The sequence below is a fragment of the Terrabacter sp. 2YAF2 genome, assembly GCF_052114705.1.
In the GTDB taxonomy this organism is placed as follows: Bacteria; Actinomycetota; Actinomycetes; order Actinomycetales; family Dermatophilaceae; genus Terrabacter.
The window spans coordinates 1-17,351 of the sequence record NZ_JBFRFG010000011.1 but is presented as its reverse complement, the minus strand read 5'-3'; the positions used below and the strand labels follow the sequence as shown (position 1 = coordinate 17,351).

General features: G+C 69.4%; 13 protein-coding genes and 1 riboswitch. Of the genes, 4 read left to right on the top strand and 9 right to left on the bottom strand.

Features of this window, described 5'->3' with window-relative positions; genetic code table 11:
- Positions 1-13: 13 nt before the first annotated feature.
- A complete protein-coding gene (locus tag AB4030_RS13495) occupies positions 14-1,207 on the bottom strand; it encodes an AI-2E family transporter (protein ID WP_442279719.1) in 1,194 nt (397 codons plus the stop codon).
- Between the two features lie 113 nt (positions 1,208-1,320).
- Here AB4030_RS13495 and AB4030_RS13490 point away from each other — a divergent pair, with 113 nt between their 5' ends.
- Positions 1,321-2,193 carry an SDR family oxidoreductase gene (locus AB4030_RS13490; RefSeq protein WP_442279718.1) on the top strand — a complete coding sequence of 291 codons (873 nt, stop codon included), beginning with the start codon at positions 1,321-1,323 and terminating at the stop codon, positions 2,191-2,193.
- A gap of 126 nt (positions 2,194-2,319) precedes the next feature.
- Here AB4030_RS13490 and AB4030_RS13485 read toward each other — a convergent pair whose 3' ends face one another.
- The 4 genes from AB4030_RS13485 to AB4030_RS13470 form a co-directional block, all read right to left on the bottom strand.
- Positions 2,320-3,477, bottom strand: coding sequence for an acetate/propionate family kinase (locus AB4030_RS13485; RefSeq protein WP_442279717.1), 1,158 nt, complete (start codon positions 3,475-3,477; stop codon positions 2,320-2,322).
- Positions 3,474-5,576 (bottom strand): phosphate acetyltransferase, encoded by a 2,103-nt coding sequence (gene pta, locus AB4030_RS13480; RefSeq protein ID WP_442279716.1) that lies wholly within the window; start codon positions 5,574-5,576, stop codon positions 3,474-3,476. Before pta ends, AB4030_RS13485 begins: the two co-directional genes overlap by 4 nt.
- 9 nt (positions 5,577-5,585) lie before the next feature.
- Positions 5,586-6,131, bottom strand: coding sequence for an OsmC family protein (locus AB4030_RS13475; protein WP_442279715.1), 546 nt, complete (start codon positions 6,129-6,131; stop codon positions 5,586-5,588).
- An 88-nt stretch (positions 6,132-6,219) separates the two neighbouring features.
- A complete protein-coding gene (locus tag AB4030_RS13470; RefSeq protein ID WP_442279714.1) occupies positions 6,220-7,050 on the bottom strand; it encodes a DUF72 domain-containing protein in 831 nt (276 codons plus the stop codon).
- 141 nt (positions 7,051-7,191) lie between these two features.
- Between AB4030_RS13470 and AB4030_RS13465 the strand changes: the two genes are divergently transcribed.
- Complete coding sequence (locus AB4030_RS13465; protein WP_442279713.1) at positions 7,192-8,763, top strand: FG-GAP-like repeat-containing protein; 1,572 nt, start codon at positions 7,192-7,194, stop codon at positions 8,761-8,763.
- Between the two features lie 124 nt (positions 8,764-8,887).
- On the opposite strand, the gene AB4030_RS13460 is transcribed toward AB4030_RS13465, so the two are convergent.
- Positions 8,888-9,949, bottom strand: coding sequence for a ribonucleotide-diphosphate reductase subunit beta (locus AB4030_RS13460; RefSeq protein WP_442279712.1), 1,062 nt, complete (start codon positions 9,947-9,949; stop codon positions 8,888-8,890).
- A 46-nt stretch (positions 9,950-9,995) separates the two neighbouring features.
- Positions 9,996-12,599, bottom strand: coding sequence for a ribonucleoside-diphosphate reductase subunit alpha (locus tag AB4030_RS13455; RefSeq protein ID WP_442279711.1), 2,604 nt, complete (start codon positions 12,597-12,599; stop codon positions 9,996-9,998).
- Positions 12,600-12,888: 289 nt separating this feature from the next.
- Positions 12,889-13,120: riboswitch (cobalamin riboswitch) on the bottom strand.
- A gap of 299 nt (positions 13,121-13,419) precedes the next feature.
- Between AB4030_RS13455 and AB4030_RS13450 the strand changes: the two genes are divergently transcribed.
- Positions 13,420-14,004 (top strand): acyl-CoA thioesterase, encoded by a 585-nt coding sequence (locus AB4030_RS13450; protein WP_442279710.1) that lies wholly within the window; start codon positions 13,420-13,422, stop codon positions 14,002-14,004.
- Positions 14,005-14,526: 522 nt separating this feature from the next.
- A complete protein-coding gene (locus tag AB4030_RS13445; RefSeq protein ID WP_442279709.1) occupies positions 14,527-14,904 on the top strand; it encodes a hypothetical protein in 378 nt (125 codons plus the stop codon).
- 275 nt (positions 14,905-15,179) lie between these two features.
- On the opposite strand, the gene AB4030_RS13440 is transcribed toward AB4030_RS13445, so the two are convergent.
- Together AB4030_RS13440 and AB4030_RS13435 are read right to left on the bottom strand one after the other, a co-directional pair.
- On the bottom strand, positions 15,180-16,289 hold the full coding sequence (locus AB4030_RS13440; protein WP_442279708.1) for an MBL fold metallo-hydrolase: 1,110 nt from the start codon (positions 16,287-16,289) through the stop codon (positions 15,180-15,182).
- Positions 16,290-17,123: 834 nt separating this feature from the next.
- A partial coding sequence (locus tag AB4030_RS13435; protein ID WP_442279707.1) for a hypothetical protein occupies positions 17,124-17,351 on the bottom strand: 228 nt, incomplete at its 5' end.

Here is a 17,351-nt window from a genome sequence, read left to right as displayed (position 1 = left end):
CATACGGCCTCGGTCAGGCGTGGGCTGGAGCGCTTCCCTCGTCGGCTGACGCCTTCAGCTCACGGTCCAGCTCCTCCTGCGACTCGTCGCTGAAGAGGTGCTTGCCGACCGCGTTGAGGACGGCAGCAAAGGGGACCGCCACGAGTGCGCCGACGATGCCGGCGATGATCGAGCCCGTCGCGATGGCGAGGATGACGGCGAGCGGGTGGACACTGACCGCCTTGCCGAGCAGGAACGGCTGCAGCACGTGCGCCTCGAGCTGCTGCACGCCGATGACGACGGCGAGCATGATCAACGCGGTAACAGGGCCGTGCGCGACGAGCGCGAGCAGCACCGCTACCGCGCCCGAGAGCAGGGCACCCACGATGGGGATGAAGGCGAGGATGAAGACGAGGATGCCGATGGCGAAGGCGAACGGCACCTTGAGGATCGCAGCGCCGACCGAGATGCCGACGGCGTCGACGAACGCCACGATCATGGTGGCGCGCACGAACGCCGACAGCTGCTGCCAGGCGATGACCCCCGAGGAGTCGACCCGGGGGCGCGTGGCGCGCGGGAAGAGCCGGACGACCCAGCTCCAGATGCGCGGACCCTCATAGAGGAAGAAGAAGAGGGAGAAGAGCGCGATGAACAGGCCCGCCACGAAGTGCGTCGCGGTGAGGCCCACCGAGGTCGCGGTGTCGCTGAGGTTGCCCGACTGGCTGACCTTGTCGCGGATCGTGTTGAAGTACTGGTCGAACTGGGCGTCGGTGATGTGGAACGACGAGCGCACCCAGTCCCGGATGCGCTCGAGGCCGGTGGCGACCTGGCCGGTCAGGTCGGACAAGCCGCTGCTGAACTGCGTGCCGACGAGCGTGAAGAGGGTGCCGATGATGAGGATCGTGCCGAGCAGGGTGAGGCCCGCGGCGGCGCCTGGCTTCATCACTCGGTGCAGCGACGTGGCAACGGGCCGGAGCAGCGCCGTCAGCAGGATGGCGATCGCGACGGGAACGACGATCTCCGAGACCGAGCGCACCGCGAGCGACAGCACGTAGATCGCGGCGCCGATGAGCAACAGGCGCCACGCCCAGTCGCTCGCGACCCGGATGCCCGGCGGCACGGCGGCAGCCTCGACGCCGGGCAGCTCGGCGGTGGTGCTGGAGTCGTGGGGGACGGGCTCGGTCGCGTCGCGGGGCGTGCCGGTGGAGTCGGCGAGTTTGTCGGTCACGACCTCACCGTATGCCGCGTGGCCCGCGCTGCGTGGATCACCCACCGTGCGTGGCCGCGTCCCAACGGGTCGACCGGGTCACGATCGGGCATCCCACTGCGTACGCTCGGGGGATGAGCGCAGCCGGTAGCGGGCGTCCGACCCTCGCGGTCACGGGATCGACCGGGTGGCTCGGCGGCCTCGTCGCGCGGGATCTCGCCGACCGCGGGGTCGCGCAACGGCTGCTCGTGCGCGACGTGGCGAGGGCTCCTGAGCTGCCGGGTTCGGTCGCGGCCCGGTGCAGCTACCGGGACGCCGATGCCGCCCGCGCTGCGCTGGAGGGCGTCGCGACCCTCTTCATGGTCTCGGCCGCCGAGAACGCCGACCGTCTGGACGAGCACCGCGCCTTCGTCGACGCGGCGGCGGCCGCCGGCGTGGGTCACGTCGTCTACGTGTCCTTCTTCGGCGCCGCTCCCGATGCGACGTTCACGCTCGCCCGCGACCACGCCGCCACCGAGGAGCACCTCCGCGGGTCGGGCATGGCGTGGACGTTCCTGCGCGACAACCTCTACCTCGAGTTCATGGACCACATGGTCGGGGACGACGGGGCCATCCGCGGTCCGGCGGCCGACGGTCGGGCCGCGGTCGTCTCGCACGACGACATCGCCCGGGTCGCCGTCGCGGTGCTGCTCGACCCGGCGTCGCACGCGGGCGCGGCCTATGACCTGACCGGCCCGGAGGCGCTGACCTTCGCCGAGATGGCCGCGACGATCACCGAGGTCACCGGCCGCGAGGTGCGCTTCCACGACGAGACGCTCGAGGAGGCGTATGCGTCCCGCGCGGCCTACGGTGCGCCGGACTGGCAGGTGGACGCGTGGGTCTCGACCTACTCCGCGGTGGCGGCGGGTGAGCTCGACGGCGTCAGCGGCGACGTCGAGCGCCTGACCGGTCGTCGGCCGATCTCCCTGCGGCAGTACCTCGAGGCGAGGACGACGCCCTCGGTCTAGCGGGCGCGCCCCTGGCGGAAACCCGCACCCCAACCCGATCGAAAGAGCAATCCGTCCGCGTGGGCGCGGGGTCAGTCAGGCGCGGAGGGCGGACGGATTGCTCTTTCGATTGCTGGTGTGGGGTCGTCAGCCGACGAGGTCGGCCGTCTGCCGGGCGATGGCGAGCTCCTCGTTCGTCGGCACCACGGCGACGACGACCGCGGCCCCGTCGGGTGAGATGACGCGGGCCTGCTGGGACCGGGCCGCGTTCCGCGCCCGGTCGACCGTGATCCCGAGCTCCTCGAGCCCCTCCGTGACGGCGGCCCGCAGGGAGATGCTGTTCTCCCCGACGCCGGCCGTGAAGACGAGCACGTCGACGCCGCCGAGGATCGCGAGGTAGGCGCCGACGTAGTGCTTGATCCGGTGGACGGCGACGTCGAACGCGAGGCGGGCGTCGGCCTCGCCCCCTGCCAGCCGTTGTTCGAGATGGCGGAAGTCGTTGACCCCGCTGAGCCCCAGCAGACCGGACCTCTTGTTGAGCACCATGTCGATCTCGTCGAGCGACAGCCCCGCCTCCCGGGCGAGGTATGCGTGCAGCCCGGGGTCGACGTCACCCGAGCGGGTGCCCATGACGAGGCCCTGCAGGGGTGTCAGGCCCATCGAGGTCTCGACGGCCAGCCCGTGCCGCACCGCGGAGGCGGAACACCCGTTGCCGAGGTGGAGGATCACCTGGCGGAGGTCAGCGAGCGGACGGTCCAGCAGGTCGGCCGTGGCCTGCGCGACGTACTGGTGCGACGTGCCGTGGAAGCCGTAGCGGCGGATCGAGTGCTTCGCGGCGAGGTCGCGGGGCAAGGCATACGTCGACGCCTCGGTCGGTAGGGACGAGAAGTATGCCGTGTCGAAGACCGCGACGTGGGGCACGTCGAAGCGCCCCCGGGCGGCCTCGATCCCGGTGACGGCGGCCGGGTTGTGAAGCGGCGCAAGGGCGCTCAGCTCACGGATGCGGTCGAGGACGGCGTCATCGATGACGACCGGCTCCGAGAAGTCGGGACCGCCGTGGACGACCCGGTGGCCGACGGCGCGGAGCGGCACCTCGTCGAGGACGATGCCGTCGTGTCGCAGCCGCTCGGCCATGGACCGGAGGGCGGCCGCGTGGTCGGCGACGTCGCTCCCCGACTCGCCGATCCGTTCGACGAGTCCCCGGGCCTGCACCTCGCCCGTCTCGGGAAGGAGCAGCTGGTACTTGAGCGACGACGACCCGGCGTTGAGGACGAGGACGGGCCGATCGTTCGTGAAACCGCTCACCGGCGCTCTCCCTGCTGCTTCGTCGTGCCCTGCGCCTGGACGGCGGTGATCGCGACGGTGTTGACGATGTCGTCGACGAGGGCGCCGCGCGACAGGTCGTTGACCGGCTTGCGCAGGCCCTGGAGCACCGGGCCCACCGCGACGGCGTGCGCGCTGCGCTGCACCGCCTTGTAGGTGTTGTTGCCGGTGTTGAGGTCGGGGAAGACGAAGACCGTGGCATGACCAGCGACGTCGGAGTCGGGCATCTTGGCGCGACCGACGACCGGGTCGATGGCCGCGTCGTACTGGATCGGCCCGGCGAGCGCCAGGTCCGGCGCCCGCTGGGCCACGAGCTCCGTCGCGGCCCGGACCTTCTCGACCTCGGCGCCGGACCCGCTGGACCCGGTGGAGTAGGAGAGCATCGCGACCCGCGGCTCGATGCCGAACTGCTGGGCGGTCTGCGCCGACGAGATGGCGATGTCGGCGAGCTGCTCGGCGGTGGGGTCGGGGATGACGGCGCAGTCGCCGTAGACGAGGACCCGGTCGGCCAGGCACATGAGGAAGACGCTCGACACCGTCTGGACGCCAGGGGCCGTCTTGACGAACTCGAGGGCCGGCCGGATCGTGTGCGCCGTCGTGTTGACCGCACCCGACACCATCCCGTCCGCGAGGCCGAGGTGGACCATCATCGTGCCGAAGTAGGAGATGTCGGTGACGACCTCGCGGGCGCGCTCGACCGTCATGCCCTTGTGCGCCCGCGCCACGGCATACTCCTGCGCGAAGCGCTCCACGAGCGTCGGGTCGGTGGGGGAGACGACGGCCGCGGCGTCGAGGTCGAGACCGAGGGCCGAGCCGCGCGCCCGCACCTTGGTCTCGTCGCCGAGCAGGGTCAGGTCGGCGACCCCGCGGCGCAGCAGGATGTCGGTGGCCTCGAGGATCCGGTCGTCCTGGCTCTCGGGGAGCACGATGTGCTTGCGGTCCGAGCGGGCCCGCTCCATGAGCTGGAACTCGAACATCAAGGGCGTGCGCACCTCGGAGGCCGACACGTCGATGGCCCGAAGGAGCGCCGACTGGTCGACGCTCTCGGAGAAGAGCCGGCGCGCCGTCTCGATCTTGTTGCGCGAGGTCTTCGTCATCGGGCCGCGCACCTGCATGAGGCGCTCGGCCGTGCGGAAGGTGCCGTCGTCGGTGAGTGCGATCGGCAGGTCCTGCTGCACGCCGGCCGACAGGCGCGCGATGGTCTCGGGGATGGGGTAGCCGCCGGTGAGGATGATGCCGGCGAGGGTCGGGAAGGTGCCGGACTGGTGGGCGAGCATGAGGCCGGGGATGAGGTCGGTCCGGTCGCTCGGCGCGATGACGGTGACGTCGGGGCCGAGCCGCGCGAGGACGTTGGGCAGGCTCATCGCCGCCACGATGAGGCCCAGGCTGTCGCGGTCCATCCACGACTCGCTGCCCAGGACGAGCTGCGCCCCGATGGCGTCGGCGAGGGCGCGGAAGCTCGGCGCCGAGAGCAGCGGGTTCTCGGGCATCGCGGCCGTCACGGGGAACGGGAGCGCGGCCAGGACCTCGCGCACCTCGTCGAGGTCGGCGGGGTCGACCCGGTTGGCGACGACGGCGACGGTCTGGGCGTGGTTGGCGCGCAGCTCGGCGATGGCACCGTCCGCGGGGACCCGGATCTGGTCGGGCGTCCGGTCGCGGCCGTGCACGACGAGGACGACGGCCGACCCGAGGTTGGCGGCGACGCGCGCGTTGAAGGACAGCTCGGTGCCCGTCGAGACGTCGGTGTAGTCCGAGCCGAGCACGAGCACGACCTCGAACCTTGCGCTGAGGGCGCCGAACCGCTCGACGATGCGGTGCAACGCCTCGTCGGGGTCGTCGTGGGCCTGGGCGTAGGTCACCCCGAGGGCATCGTCGTAGGTCTGCTCGACACCGGGCTGGCTGACGAGCATCTCGACGATGTGGTCGACCTCGTCGTCGGGACCGGTGCCGCCCAGCGTCGTCAGCGGACGGAAGACGCCCACCGAACCGACCTCGCGCAGCAGGGCGTCGAGCAGGCCGAGGGCCACGGCGGACTTGCCCGTCAGCCCCTCCGGCGAGGCGACGTAGACGCTACGACTCACGGGACGAACCTATCGGTCCCGAGGCGCCCGGCGCCGGACCTCGATCGTCGGCGGCTGCCGCAGTGACTGCCCCACGACGCAGTAGCGCTCGGTCGCGGTGGCGAGCCGGGCCAGGGTCGCGTCGTCGGCGTCCGTCGAGACCTCGGCGACGACGCGGATGCCCAGCACGCCGACGGGCGCGCTCCGGTCGACGCCGAGGGTGCCGCGCGCGTCGAACGTCGCGTCTGCCCGCAGCGACACGTCGCGCAGGTCGACGCCGAACGCGACAGACACGGCGTGCAGCGTGACCCCGGCGCACGCCACGAGGGCCTCCATCAGCATGTCGCCCGAGCAGGCGTCCGAGCCGTCGCCGCCCGCCGCCGGGTGCAGTCCGGCCCGCACCACGCCCGCCGCGGTGGGAACCTCGACGGTGACCGGTTCGCCGAAGACGGCGGTCGCCGAGACCGCGTTCAGCGCAGCGTCCGGGTCCTCCCGGTAGCGCGCCTTGAGGGGGTCCTGCGCCGCGCGCAGCTCGTCACGGTTCATCCCGCGTCGCTCCGGTTGCTGCTGGGTCATGGCCGGCTCCCGTCGTCCGAGTCTCGTCCCGACACCGTATGCCGGGTGGTCCGGCCGCGCTTGCGCCACCGGCGGGATGCGCTCGTCCTCACGCGTTGGTGGTCAGCCCTAGCCGCCGGACGAGCCGCACCGCGTCGTAGGGCGCGTGTCCCCTGGCGTCGTTGTCGAAGTAGACGTGCACGTCGTGCCCGTCTTCCATCCAGTAGCGGCACGTCTGCGCCCACCGGTCGAGGGACGCGTCCGTGTAACCGCTCGCGTAGAGCTCGGTCTCGCCGTGCAGTCTCACGTACCGGAAGTCGCTCGTCGCGTCGTCCATGACGGGCCACGTGCCCGCGCTGTCCGCGATGACCATAGCCACGCCGTGCTCGGCACAGAGCGCCCGCGCCTCGTCGGTGTCGAAGCTGTCGTGCCGCGGCTCGAGGGCGTGCCGCATCCGAACGTCGACCTCGCAGGTCGTGAGGATGCGGTCCTCCTTGAGCTTGTCGTCGTGCTTCTCGGCGAGCCGCGAGGCCTCGCCCGTCGACGTGGGCAGCAGCTCGAGGAAGTCCCGAACCCGCTCCCGGTCGAAGCGGACGCGCTCGGGGAGCTGCCAGAGCACCGGCCCGAGCTGTGCCCCGAGCGCCAGCACGCCGCTCGCGAAGAAGTTGGCCAGCGGGATCTCGACGTCGTGCAGGGCCTTCATGTGGGTGATGAAGCGTCCGCCCTTGACGGCGAGCACGACGTCGCCGGGCACGGCGGCCCGCCAGGCGGCATACGAGCTCGGGCGCTGGAGGGAGTAGAACGACCCGTTGACCTCGATCGAGGTCATCCGCTCGGCGGCATACGTCAGCTCGAGGCGCTGGGGGAGGCCCTTGGGGTAGAAGTCGCCGCGCCACGAGGGGTAGCGCCAGCCGGAGACGCCGATCCGTGCGTGAGGCATGCCCCACCCTTACCCGCCCCGACCGGGTGCGTCGAGTCGGGAGCGGATTCGGGACCAAGTGCCCTCACGGAGGGCCTTCACCGGCGCACACTGAGGGTGTGGGCACGGCCGCGGGCCGGGCCGGTGTCGAGGAGCACGACGATGGAACCGACACGATCGCGACGGCGGAGGGGTCGCCACACGGCGATGGGACTGGCCGCGGTGGTCGCACTAGGCGCGCTGGGGGCGGGCGCCCGTCCCGTCGGCGCCGCGGCGGCGAGCTGCAACCCCGCGCTCGCAGGCAGGACGACCCAGGTCGCCCCGGGCACCGGGCTGACCGTCGCGCTGACCTTCGACGACGACCGCAAGGAGTGGATGCCGGCGATCCTGAACATCCTGCGGCGCAACAACATCCGCGCGACGTTCTTCGTCACCGGCCAGTACGCGTCGGAGATGCCGACGATCATGCAGCGCGCCGCCCGCGACGGCCAGGTCCTCGCGAACCACACGTGGTACCACTACTACCCGAGCGCCGCGAACGGGTACTGGTCGGTGCCCTACCTGACGAGTGCGATCACCTCGACGGCCAACCTCCAGCAGCAGACCGTCGGCTACCGCGGCTGCTTCTTCCGGCCGCCGGGCGGCTTCATGAACAACGTCGCTGCGGTGACCGCGTCTCAGAACATGGAGACCGTCCTGTGGAGCGTCGACACGAGGGACTGGACCCAGCCGGGCTACTACAGCGCCTCGGCGCAGAACTCGATCGTGAGCCTCGCCACGAGCCTGACGTCGAGCAGCGCCGGCCACCCGGTCGTGCTCATGCACGGCGGCAAGGCCTCGCACGAGGCGGAGTCAGCCGTCTCGTCGTTCCGTGGCAACACCGTCCAGGCGCTGCAGCGCGTCATCGACTGGTACCGGTCGCGCGGCTACCGCTTCGTGGCGATGGACGGGACCTCAGGCCTGGCTCCGATCCACGGCTTCTCCGGCGACGCGCTGCCGGACCTCCTGGCGACGACGAGTGGCGGTGACCTGCGGCTCTACACCGGCACGGGGACGGGCTATGTCAACCCTGGGGCGACGATCGGCCTGGGCTGGACCATCTTCGACCGCGTCTTCTCTCCGGGCGACTTCAACGGCGACGGCTACGCAGACGTCATGGCTCGTATGCCGGATGGCCGTCTCTTCCTCTACACGGGGACCGGCGCGGGGCACGTGAACCCGGGTCGACAGATCGGCGCGGGGTGGAGCATCTACGACCAGATCCTCGGCGCCGGCGACTTCTCGGGCGACGGGAACTCGGACGTGCTCGCGCGCACGCCCTCGGGTGACCTCTACCTCTACCGGGGCAACGGCGTCGGCGGCTGGTCCGGGGGCAGGGTCAGGATCGGCACTGGGTGGAACGCCTTCAACCTCGTCCTGTCCGCGGGCCACTTCTCCGGCGACGGCACCATGGACGTCATCGCCCGAACTCCTGGCGGGGGTCTCTACCTCTACAAGGGCAACGGGATCGGGGGCTGGGGCAGCGGCCGTATCCAGATCGGGGCCGGCTGGCAGACCTTCGCCAAGGTCATCGGCGTCCGCGACCTGAACAACGACGGCAGGGCCGACCTCGTCGGCGTGACCCCGTCGGGGCAGTTCTACCTCTATCCCGGCAACGGGTCGGGGGGCTTCGCCGGCCCCGGCCAGTACAAAGCCTCCGGGTGGTTGCTCGACAAGGTCTTCGCCGCCAACTGAGCGCCGCTGCCGGCCCGCGAGCCGGGGCCGTATGCCGTTGGGTCGGCGAGACGTCGTGCCACCTGACGTTCGGGTTGCGCGGGCAACGGGAGGGCCGACACCTGTTTGAGGCACCCGCGTCAGATCAGGAGGTGCGCGCGTTCACCTCGTAGCTGGTGTTGGTGGCTTCGAAGAAGTTGACGAGCTCGAGCGTGTCGTTGGCGGCGGCCATCCACTTGGCGGGGTTGCTGACGCCGTAGTGGGCGGGAAAGCCGAGCTCTTCGAGGCGGCGGTCGGCGAGGAAGCGCACGTACGTGTTGATGTAGTCGGCGTTGAGGCCGAGGATTCCGTGCGGTAGCAGGTCGTGGTTGTAGCGCTCCTCGAGCTCCACTGCGTCGAGGATCATCCGTCGGATCTCCTCGGCGAAGTCCTCGGTCTGCAGCTCGGCGTTCTCCTCCAGGACGGTGAGGACGAGGTTGATACCGAACTTCAGGTGCAGACTCTCGTCGCGGACGACCCAGTCGATGAGCGACCCGAAGTTCCGCAGCAGGTTCCGCTGCCGGAAGCTGAGCGCCACCATGAAACCGCTGTAGAACCAGATGCCTTCGAGGATGACGTTGTACGCGACGAGGTTGCGGACGAAGTCACGTTTGCCTTCGAGGGTCGTGATGTCGAGGGTGCGTTCGGTCATCCGGGTCAGGTAACGCACCTCGAAGGCTTCCTTGGCAGCCATGGACGGAGTCTCGACATGCGCTGCGTAGGCGGCGGTGCGGTCGATGGGGAAGGTCTCCAGGACGTACTCGAAGGCGACGCAGTGGTTGGCCTCCTCCCACATCTGCTTGGCGAGGTAGAGGTGGGCCTCGGGGGCGTTGACGTAGGGGTAGACGCCGAAGGCCAGGGCCTTGTTGACGAGGAGCTCGTTGGGGTTGAAGTAGCTCATCAGGAAGGTGACGGCGTGCTTCTCCTCCTCGGTCATCCGGGCGAAGTCGGCCAGGTCCTCTCCGAGCTGTACCTCGTGGGGGAACCACGTGTTGGCGACAGCCTGCTCGTACAGCTCGTAGGCCCAGGGATAGCGGATCGGCTTGAGCAGCAGGCCCTCGGTGATGCCGGCGCCGAGGATCGCGGGCGAGTCGTTCGCTGGGGTCGCGCCGCCGTGCCGAGCGTCGGCCGCGTCGGTGGAGGACGGGTTGGGACGTGTGGTGGTCATGGCTGGTCTCCGAAGTGGGGAGAGGCAGGGCAGGTGGGTTCGGTGTTCACTGGCAGGCGTCGCACTGGAGCCGCTCCTGTGGGTCGGTCGGGCACACCAATCCGTCGAGGTCGTCCAGGTCGTCGGCGGCAGCGGCAGCGGAAGGCGCAGTCGCCGGGGACGTCGGGGACGTCGGGGACGTCGGGGAGGTCGGGGACGTCGGGGACGTCGGGGACGTCGGGGACGTCGGGGCTTGGCGGGCGAATCCGAAGCCGCCGGAGGAGCGTCCAGTGGTAGCGGCCTTGTTGACCCGGACGGTGGACTGCTCCGCGGTGTGACGGGGCTTGACGTGCAGGTAGTAGGTGGTCTTGACGCCCATGCGCCACGCGGCCGTGTAGATCTGCGCCATCTGCGCCAGGTCGCGGGTCTCCAGGTACATGTTGCGGCTGATGGCCTGGTCGACCCACTTCTGCGCGCGTGCCGCGACGTGGAGGAACGCGTAGGGCGAGAGCTGGAACGAGGTGCGGTAGACCTCGCGAACCTCCGCCGAGATGGCGTCGATGGCCTGGACATCTCCCTGCGAGCGCAGCAGCTCCTCGCGCACCTGCTCCCACACTCCGAGGCCCTTGAGCGCCGAGACGAGGTTGCGGTTGACCTCGAGGAACTTGCCCGAGCTCGTGGTGCGACTGAACAGCTGGGAGAACTGCGGGTCCAGTCCCGGCGTGGTGCCGGCCACCAGCCCGATGGACGCGGTGGGCGCGACGGCCATGAGGGTCGCGTTGCGCATGCCGCCGGCGACCTTCTGCCGAAGGCTCTCCCAGTCCAGGCGCGAAGTCCGGTCCACCTCCACGGCGACGCCGCGGTCTGCTTCCAGGTCGGAGATGGTGTCGAGCGGGACCTGCCCGCGCGACCAGCCCGAGCCGGCGAAGTTCGGGTAGGCGCCCCGAGTACGAGCAAGGTCGGCGCTCTCGTCGATGGCGGTGTGGCTGATGAACTCGGTGACCCGGTCGATGAGCTCGAGTGACTCCTCACCGCCGTAGGTGATGCCGAGCCGCTCGACGACGTCGGTGAAGCCCATGACCCCCAGGCCGATGGCCCGGTTGGCGTCGTTGGAGTGCTCGGACTCGGGCACCGACGAGAGCGTGATGTCGATGAGGTTGTCGAGCTGGCGCACAGCGGTTCGCACCGTCGCCTCCAGACGGGCCCAGTCAACCGCGGCGTCGAGGTCGAGGAGCTGGCCCAGCGACCCACCAGGGTCAGCGGCGTCCGCGGGGTCGATGGTCAGGTGGCGCGAGAGGTTGACCGAGGCCAGGTTGCAGACCGCGGTGTTCTCCCGGTCCTGGGGCAGCGTGATCTCGGTGCACAGGTTCGACAGGTGGATCGTTCCCGTGTTGTCGTTGAGCGCCCGCAGGTTGATGGTGTCCTTCCACGTCAGCCACGGGTGGGAGGCCGTCTGCAGCGCGACCAGGATCGCGGTGAACTGCTCGCGGGCGCGGATGGTCCGGTATGCGCGCAGGCGTCCTTGCTCGGCCAGCTCGATGTACTCGGTGTACCGGCTGCTGAACGCGGCCCCGGTGAGCTCGACCAGGTCGGGGGTCTCGAGCGGGTCGAACAGGTACCACGTCTCGTCGCGCTCGACCCGGCGCATGAACTCGTCCGAGATCCAGACGGCGGTGTTGGCTGTGCGGGTGCGGCGGTACGGGTCGCCAGCTTGTTGGCGCAGGTCGAGGAACTGCGGGAAGTCGAGATGCCAGTTCTCCATGTAGAAGCACAGCGCCCCGAACTTCTTGCCGCCCCGGGAGATCGCCCGAAGGGTCGAGTCGATGGTGTGCATGAACGGGATCGGGCCCGTGGACGTGGTGTTGTTGCTGCGGATCGGGGAGCCCTCCGAGCGCAGCTTGGTCACCGACAGCCCGATGCCGCCGGTGCCCTTGGTGATCCACATGACATCGCGCACGCTCTTGGCGATGTGCTCGATGTCGTCCTCCATCTGCATCACGAAGCAGTTGGACAGCTGCGGCTGCGGGGTGCCGGCGTTCACGAGCGTCGAGCCGGCCGGCAGGTACTCCAACCGCGCCATCGCGCGGTAGAAGCGCAGTGCCACCTGCGTTGGGTCCTCCTCGTTGAGTGAGAGGCCCATCGCAACCCGCATCCAGAAGTACTGCGGCACCTCGACGTCGGACCCGCCCGGGCCTGTGAGCAGGTAGCGGTTGCGCATCGTCGTGACGCCGATGTAGGTCAGCAGCTCGTCATGCTCCGGGTCGAGAGCGTCGGCGAGGCGCTCGAGGTCGAAGGTCTTGGCCAGACGTGAGTCCAGCAGACCGTCCTCGACGGCCTCACGGACGTAGCCCGGGAAGCGGGCCTGGTGCAGCAGGGTGAGCTCACGCGGCGACTCGTAGCCACCGAGGACGCGCTTGTAGATCGTCTTGAGGAGCAAGCGCGCCGCGACTCGGTCGAACGCGGGATCGTCCTTGACGTTCTGGGCAGCGACCTGGATGGCGGCCTGGTCCAGCTGTTCGGTCGTGATGCCGTCGAACAGGGTGATGGCGAGCTCGGAGGCGATCTGGACCGTCAGCCCGACGGCATTGTCCAGTCCTTCCGTGGCGCGCTCGACGGCGCGATTGATCCGATCGGCATCGAACGGCTCACGCGACCCGTCCCGCTTGGTCACCGAGACACGTGACGGAGGGGCCGGCTTCGCATGTCCCAGCCCGTGGGCTGACCCGCCTCGGTGCTGATCGTCCGTCTGGGTGCGGGTTCCGGGCGCAGGTGCGGCCCGGTCGATGGCGTCCTGCAGTGGGGTGTTCACGGCTGTCTCCTCGCAGCGTGGGCGAACGGGCCGCCAGACCAGAGGAGACGCGTGGAGTCAGGTGCACGTGTGCGAGGTCGAAAGGGTCGTCCCACACGCGGTCAGCCGATGCCCACGAGCCCTCCCTCGGGGCTGTCGGACCACCGCGTGAGGCTCACGCGGTGCGCTGGCAGGTCTTCGGACTCGTGGGCGTGCACACCGCCCGACATTCATCGGACGGTTCGTCTCCTACTGGTCGCCGCTTCCCAGGCCTGATCGGCCCAGTGCTGTTGACGACGGTCGTTCCCACTCACCGCTGCGGGGCAGTCCCGGATTCACACCGGGTTCCCTCTTGCGACGGCATCTCTGGCTGAGATGCCGAACCAGCTGCAGAGCAAACACTATCCCTAGTGATTGTTGACGCTGCTCACCCCACATGTTGCGCGGCGTGTCGCAAGTCGCTCGTCCGCCTTCAGGCCGTGTCACCGAGGGCACGTGTGTGCCGGGCTAGGCTTAGGCCCCAACTGAACACCAGCCCGTGTGACGGGGAAGCCGGTCCAAGTCCGGCACTGTCGCGCAACCGTGGGTCGCCAGTGGCGACGAGTCGGGTCACCGCCGCGGGCTGCATCATCCATCCGATCTGTCGCGTCAGCAGGCGGAGCGCCGATTCTCGGTTCTCCGCGCTGTGCGGAGAGGACAAGCCATGGCCGCACCCAGCCCCATCACGGACGTGCCCGCCCGACCCGCCTCGGTCGGTGGCCCTGACGCCGTGGACGCGCGGGCAAGCCGCGTCGTGCTCTCGCACGTCATGGGCCACCAGGACACCAACCTCTACGGGTCCGTGCACGGCGGCGCGGTGATGCGCCTCATCGACGAAGCCGCCGCAGCCGCAGCAGGTCGACACGCCGGCATGCCCGCGGTCACCGTCGCCGTCGACGGCATGCACTTCCTCGCACCTGCTCACATCGGCGACCTGGTGACCGCCCGCGCGCAGCTGATCACCGTCGGCCGCACGTCCATGCGCGTCCAGGTCGTCGTCACCGCCGAACGCTGGAACGACCTCGGCCCCGTCGTCATGGTCGCCACTGCCGAACTCGTCTTCGTGGCCGTCGAGCACCAAGGCAACCCCCAAGACGTACCCCCGTTCGTCGCAGGAGACCTCGAGTGGCTCTACGAGACGACGACCGAGCCGCACCCCGACCACACGTTCGTGCCCGCCGAGATCGGCCAACGGCCCCGACGTCGACGCGACGCCGAAGCGAGCCCTTCCACGCTCAGCGACTTCTGAGTGCCTCGCCGGACTTGATGCCTGCTGTTCACGGCGGACCGGCGGTCGCGGCGGCACCGGTCGGCCGGTGGATGACAAAAGACAACCCCGCCCCTCCTGCAGGTTTCCGCAGGTGGGACGGGGGTCCATCTGGTGGAGCTGAGGGGATTCGAACCCCTGACCTTCTCATTGCGAACAGGTGCCGGGCCGTTGTCGTGCTCGTCCTGGTGCTGCGCATGCGTTACCTCGGCACCGCTGAAGGGTGGGGGTTTCGGGGCTCGGGGGACACCCGGGGGACAGGGATGAAACGCGCGCGCCTGCGCAGTGATCGGAGCTCACCCGGCTGGGTGGTGCCGCGCAGACGGCGTTTGAGCCAGTAATGGAAACTCCTCACCGAATCGGATCCCGAGTCCGTGTCGCCTCGCAGACGGCGGCAATAGCCGAAGGGCCCATCCAGCCGCCCTCTAGCATCGAAGCAGCACGCTCGCTCGGGACCGGGGGTCTGGCATGTGGCGCAGGCTGTGGTGGATCGCGGGCTGTGCCGTGCTGCTCGTCGCGGTGGTGGCGGTCGCGAGTTGGGTGGCGCAACGGAAGTCCATTGAGGAGTACTCCGCGCCGATCACTCCTTCGTACGTTGTCGCGCCGGAGAGAGGCGCGGACCCGCGAACCGTCATTGTCGTCTTTCCCGGGCATGAGTCCGGTTACTGCGTGGGGCAGTTCCTCATCACTGCCGCTGAATCGCCAACGCGGGTTGTCGTGAACCAGGTGAAGGCCCGCACCATCGGTAAGGACGAAGGGTGCGCCGACGTTGGGAGCGACGGCGTGACTGCGGGCGACGCCCTGCAGCTTCAGGCTCCGTTGGGTAACCGCACCGTCACCCGGGCGCAGGACGGCAAGCAGCTCGAGGTCCGGCAGTCCTGACGCCGGCATTGGCGGCAGGAATCCTCGACGCGCACCACAACGGGCGCCGCATCAGGTCCGCACCGAGTTGCTCAGCGGCGACGAGCATGCCCGCTCTTCGGAACGACCACTGATCGCGGCATGGTCGGACGTCGTCCGACGCGGCATAGTCGGCCGTTTGGCGAAGGGCTCTCCGATGCTGGCGATGGTCCTGTGCATGACCGACCGGCGTTGCTCCGCTTGGGAGTATGGATGTCCTGTCCCGGGCGTAGGGGCCTCTGCACTACTGCCGGTTTCTAGGGCCTGATCCCGAATGGTCCCAGCGCGCCGGCGTCGACGCGCAGTGACTCGAACATCGCGTAGGCGTTGTCGAAGGTGAAGACGTCTGCTCCTGCCAGCCTGCCGAGGTACTTGTCGACGATGGGGGCGGCTGATTGCTGCGCGGCCGCGTCGAGATAGGTCTTGAAGATCGCCCAGGCGTTGCCCGACGGTCCGTACTTCTGGAAGAACGGTGTGGGGTCGAGGGACGCCAACGTCTGCCTTGTGCTTGCGTCCAGATCCCGGATGTACTGTCGCTGCAGGTTGCCGTCGGCGCGGACTCCGAGGCGGCCGAGGTGGCCGCCGACGAGGGTTGTCCAGCGGTATTCCATGGCGGTGTCGTGTGCGCGCACCCAGCCTGGAATGTCTTGTGACACGGCCAGGTTCTTGAACGGCACCCAGCCCGGGAAGAGGATGTCGACCACCATGAGCGTGCGTTGCCTCGGCGCGTAGATGAAGATGTTGTCCGGCGTGTGGTTCGGCCCGTGGTAGGCCAGTTCAAGCCGATCAGTGCCGACCTCGAGGACGTGCCGGTCTTTGAACGTCAGCGTCGGAGCCGGACGGTTCGGGTCGCCGGCCTCGAGCAGTAGTCGTCGGTTCTGCTCATGTCCGACGCGGAGCACGTCGTCGCCGAAGATCGAGGATGCCCCGATGTGGTCGGCATGGAAGTGCGAGTACACCAGGTGGGTCACGGTGGACGGTGTACCTGTCTTGGTGGTGACTTGCTTGATCGCGCGCAGCAGGTTGTGACCGATGGTAGGAGGCGCGTCCACGACAACCACGCCGTGCGCGGTGGCAAGGAACATCGACTGGTAAAACCCGTCCGTCACCCAGTACAGGTTGTCCTTGATCGGGCCGACGAAGTAGCCATCAGCGTTCAGCGCCGGACCGAGGGCACTCGGCGGAACGGGCGCGAACGACGGAAGGGCGCCGGCCGAAGCCGGGGCCGCGTCTGCGGGCGCGGCGCTTGCCGTGATCAGTGTCGGGCCGAGAACGGCTGCTGCAGCTGGCGCTGCTGCCCCGAGCGCGGCGCGTGCGAGAAAGCCACGCCGGCTGGGGTTTGTCGCCGATTGCGGGATGTCAGTCATGAGGTGGTCCTTTCCGCTGGCGCGGCCCCGGTCCCTGCGCCGTGATCTGCGTGGCGTCGCCGCTGCGGTGATCGATTCGAGGTCAAGAGTCATGAGCCGCGCCGACGGACGTGGCTCTGGGGCGCTGTCTGTTGCAAGGGGCCGGCATGAGCACGTCGGACGCAGCTGCCCAAGGAACATGTGCCCGACCGACTCAGCGGGACAGGTCGAGAAGTCGCCGTCTCGATTGAGTCTCCTCGCCGCGGGGCGGCCTCGCAGGCGTTTGCACCCTTCGCACGTCCTCGCTAGGCACGAGCGATCAGCGGCATGGCGGACGAGGAGCGGGCCAGCCCGTCGCCGCTCAGCCATGGCGCTTCGGGTGGGAGATCCGGGCGGCACCCGGCCCGGCCGGCCGGCCTGGCTCTGCCTAGCGACGCGGCGGGCAGGAGGATCCACTGACGGGCAACGCACACGACCTGGACGTGCTCAACGGGACCTTCGGTGCTGTCGAGCACGGCCCGCTCCGTCACCTCGGCCACGGCGCCACACTCCGGACACGTCGTCATGTCGAGCGCCGGTCCGCTCGGGTTGTTCTGGTCTTCCACGAGACCCCTCCTGCCCCCATGCCTCGAGCCCGCCGGCCTCTGAACCCGTTTAGCAGCCCCGCTCGAGCAGTTCTCTCGCTCGCTGCGCCCCAGGGGCGATCGTGTCACCGCATGGCGAACGAGCGCCGCGCCGAAGTCCCGCTCCAGCTCCTCGCGGCCCACGGGAGAGGCTGGGCCAAAAACTGAAAGCACGGCTTATCCACGCTAAGCGACACGGGACGAACGCCCGACGAGCGGCATTTCCGGACGTTCACTTGGTGAAGTCGCGGCCCCTCTCGAGGCCGCTGATCACGTCGTAGCGGACGCGCCATGACGACCACGACGTGGCAACCACTGTGTCCTCCTCGAGGGCGACCGTGACCCAAGCGTCGCCTTCACCCTCGGGAGGGCGCGCCTGCCATGAGACCGTGCCGCCGGGTTTCCGACAAAGAACAGCCGAGATGTAGCCGTCCTCGGTTTCCGGGAGCTCGAGTTCCAC

What these genes read in the sequence shown, in the direction of transcription:
- AB4030_RS13475 (WP_442279715.1), bottom strand. Translation starts at nt 6,131, where the DNA reads ATGACCCAGCAGCAACCGGAGCGACGCGGGATGAACCGTGACGAGCTG.
- AB4030_RS13450 (WP_442279710.1), top strand. Translation starts at nt 13,420, where the DNA reads ATGGCCGCACCCAGCCCCATCACGGACGTGCCCGCCCGACCCGCCTCG.
- AB4030_RS13490 (WP_442279718.1), top strand. Translation starts at nt 1,321, where the DNA reads ATGAGCGCAGCCGGTAGCGGGCGTCCGACCCTCGCGGTCACGGGATCG.
- AB4030_RS13460 (WP_442279712.1), bottom strand. Translation starts at nt 9,949, where the DNA reads ATGACCACCACACGTCCCAACCCGTCCTCCACCGACGCGGCCGACGCT.
- AB4030_RS13440 (WP_442279708.1), bottom strand. Translation starts at nt 16,289, where the DNA reads ATGACTGACATCCCGCAATCGGCGACAAACCCCAGCCGGCGTGGCTTT.
- AB4030_RS13470 (WP_442279714.1), bottom strand. Translation starts at nt 7,050, where the DNA reads ATGCCTCACGCACGGATCGGCGTCTCCGGCTGGCGCTACCCCTCGTGG.
- AB4030_RS13465 (WP_442279713.1), top strand. Translation starts at nt 7,192, where the DNA reads ATGGAACCGACACGATCGCGACGGCGGAGGGGTCGCCACACGGCGATG.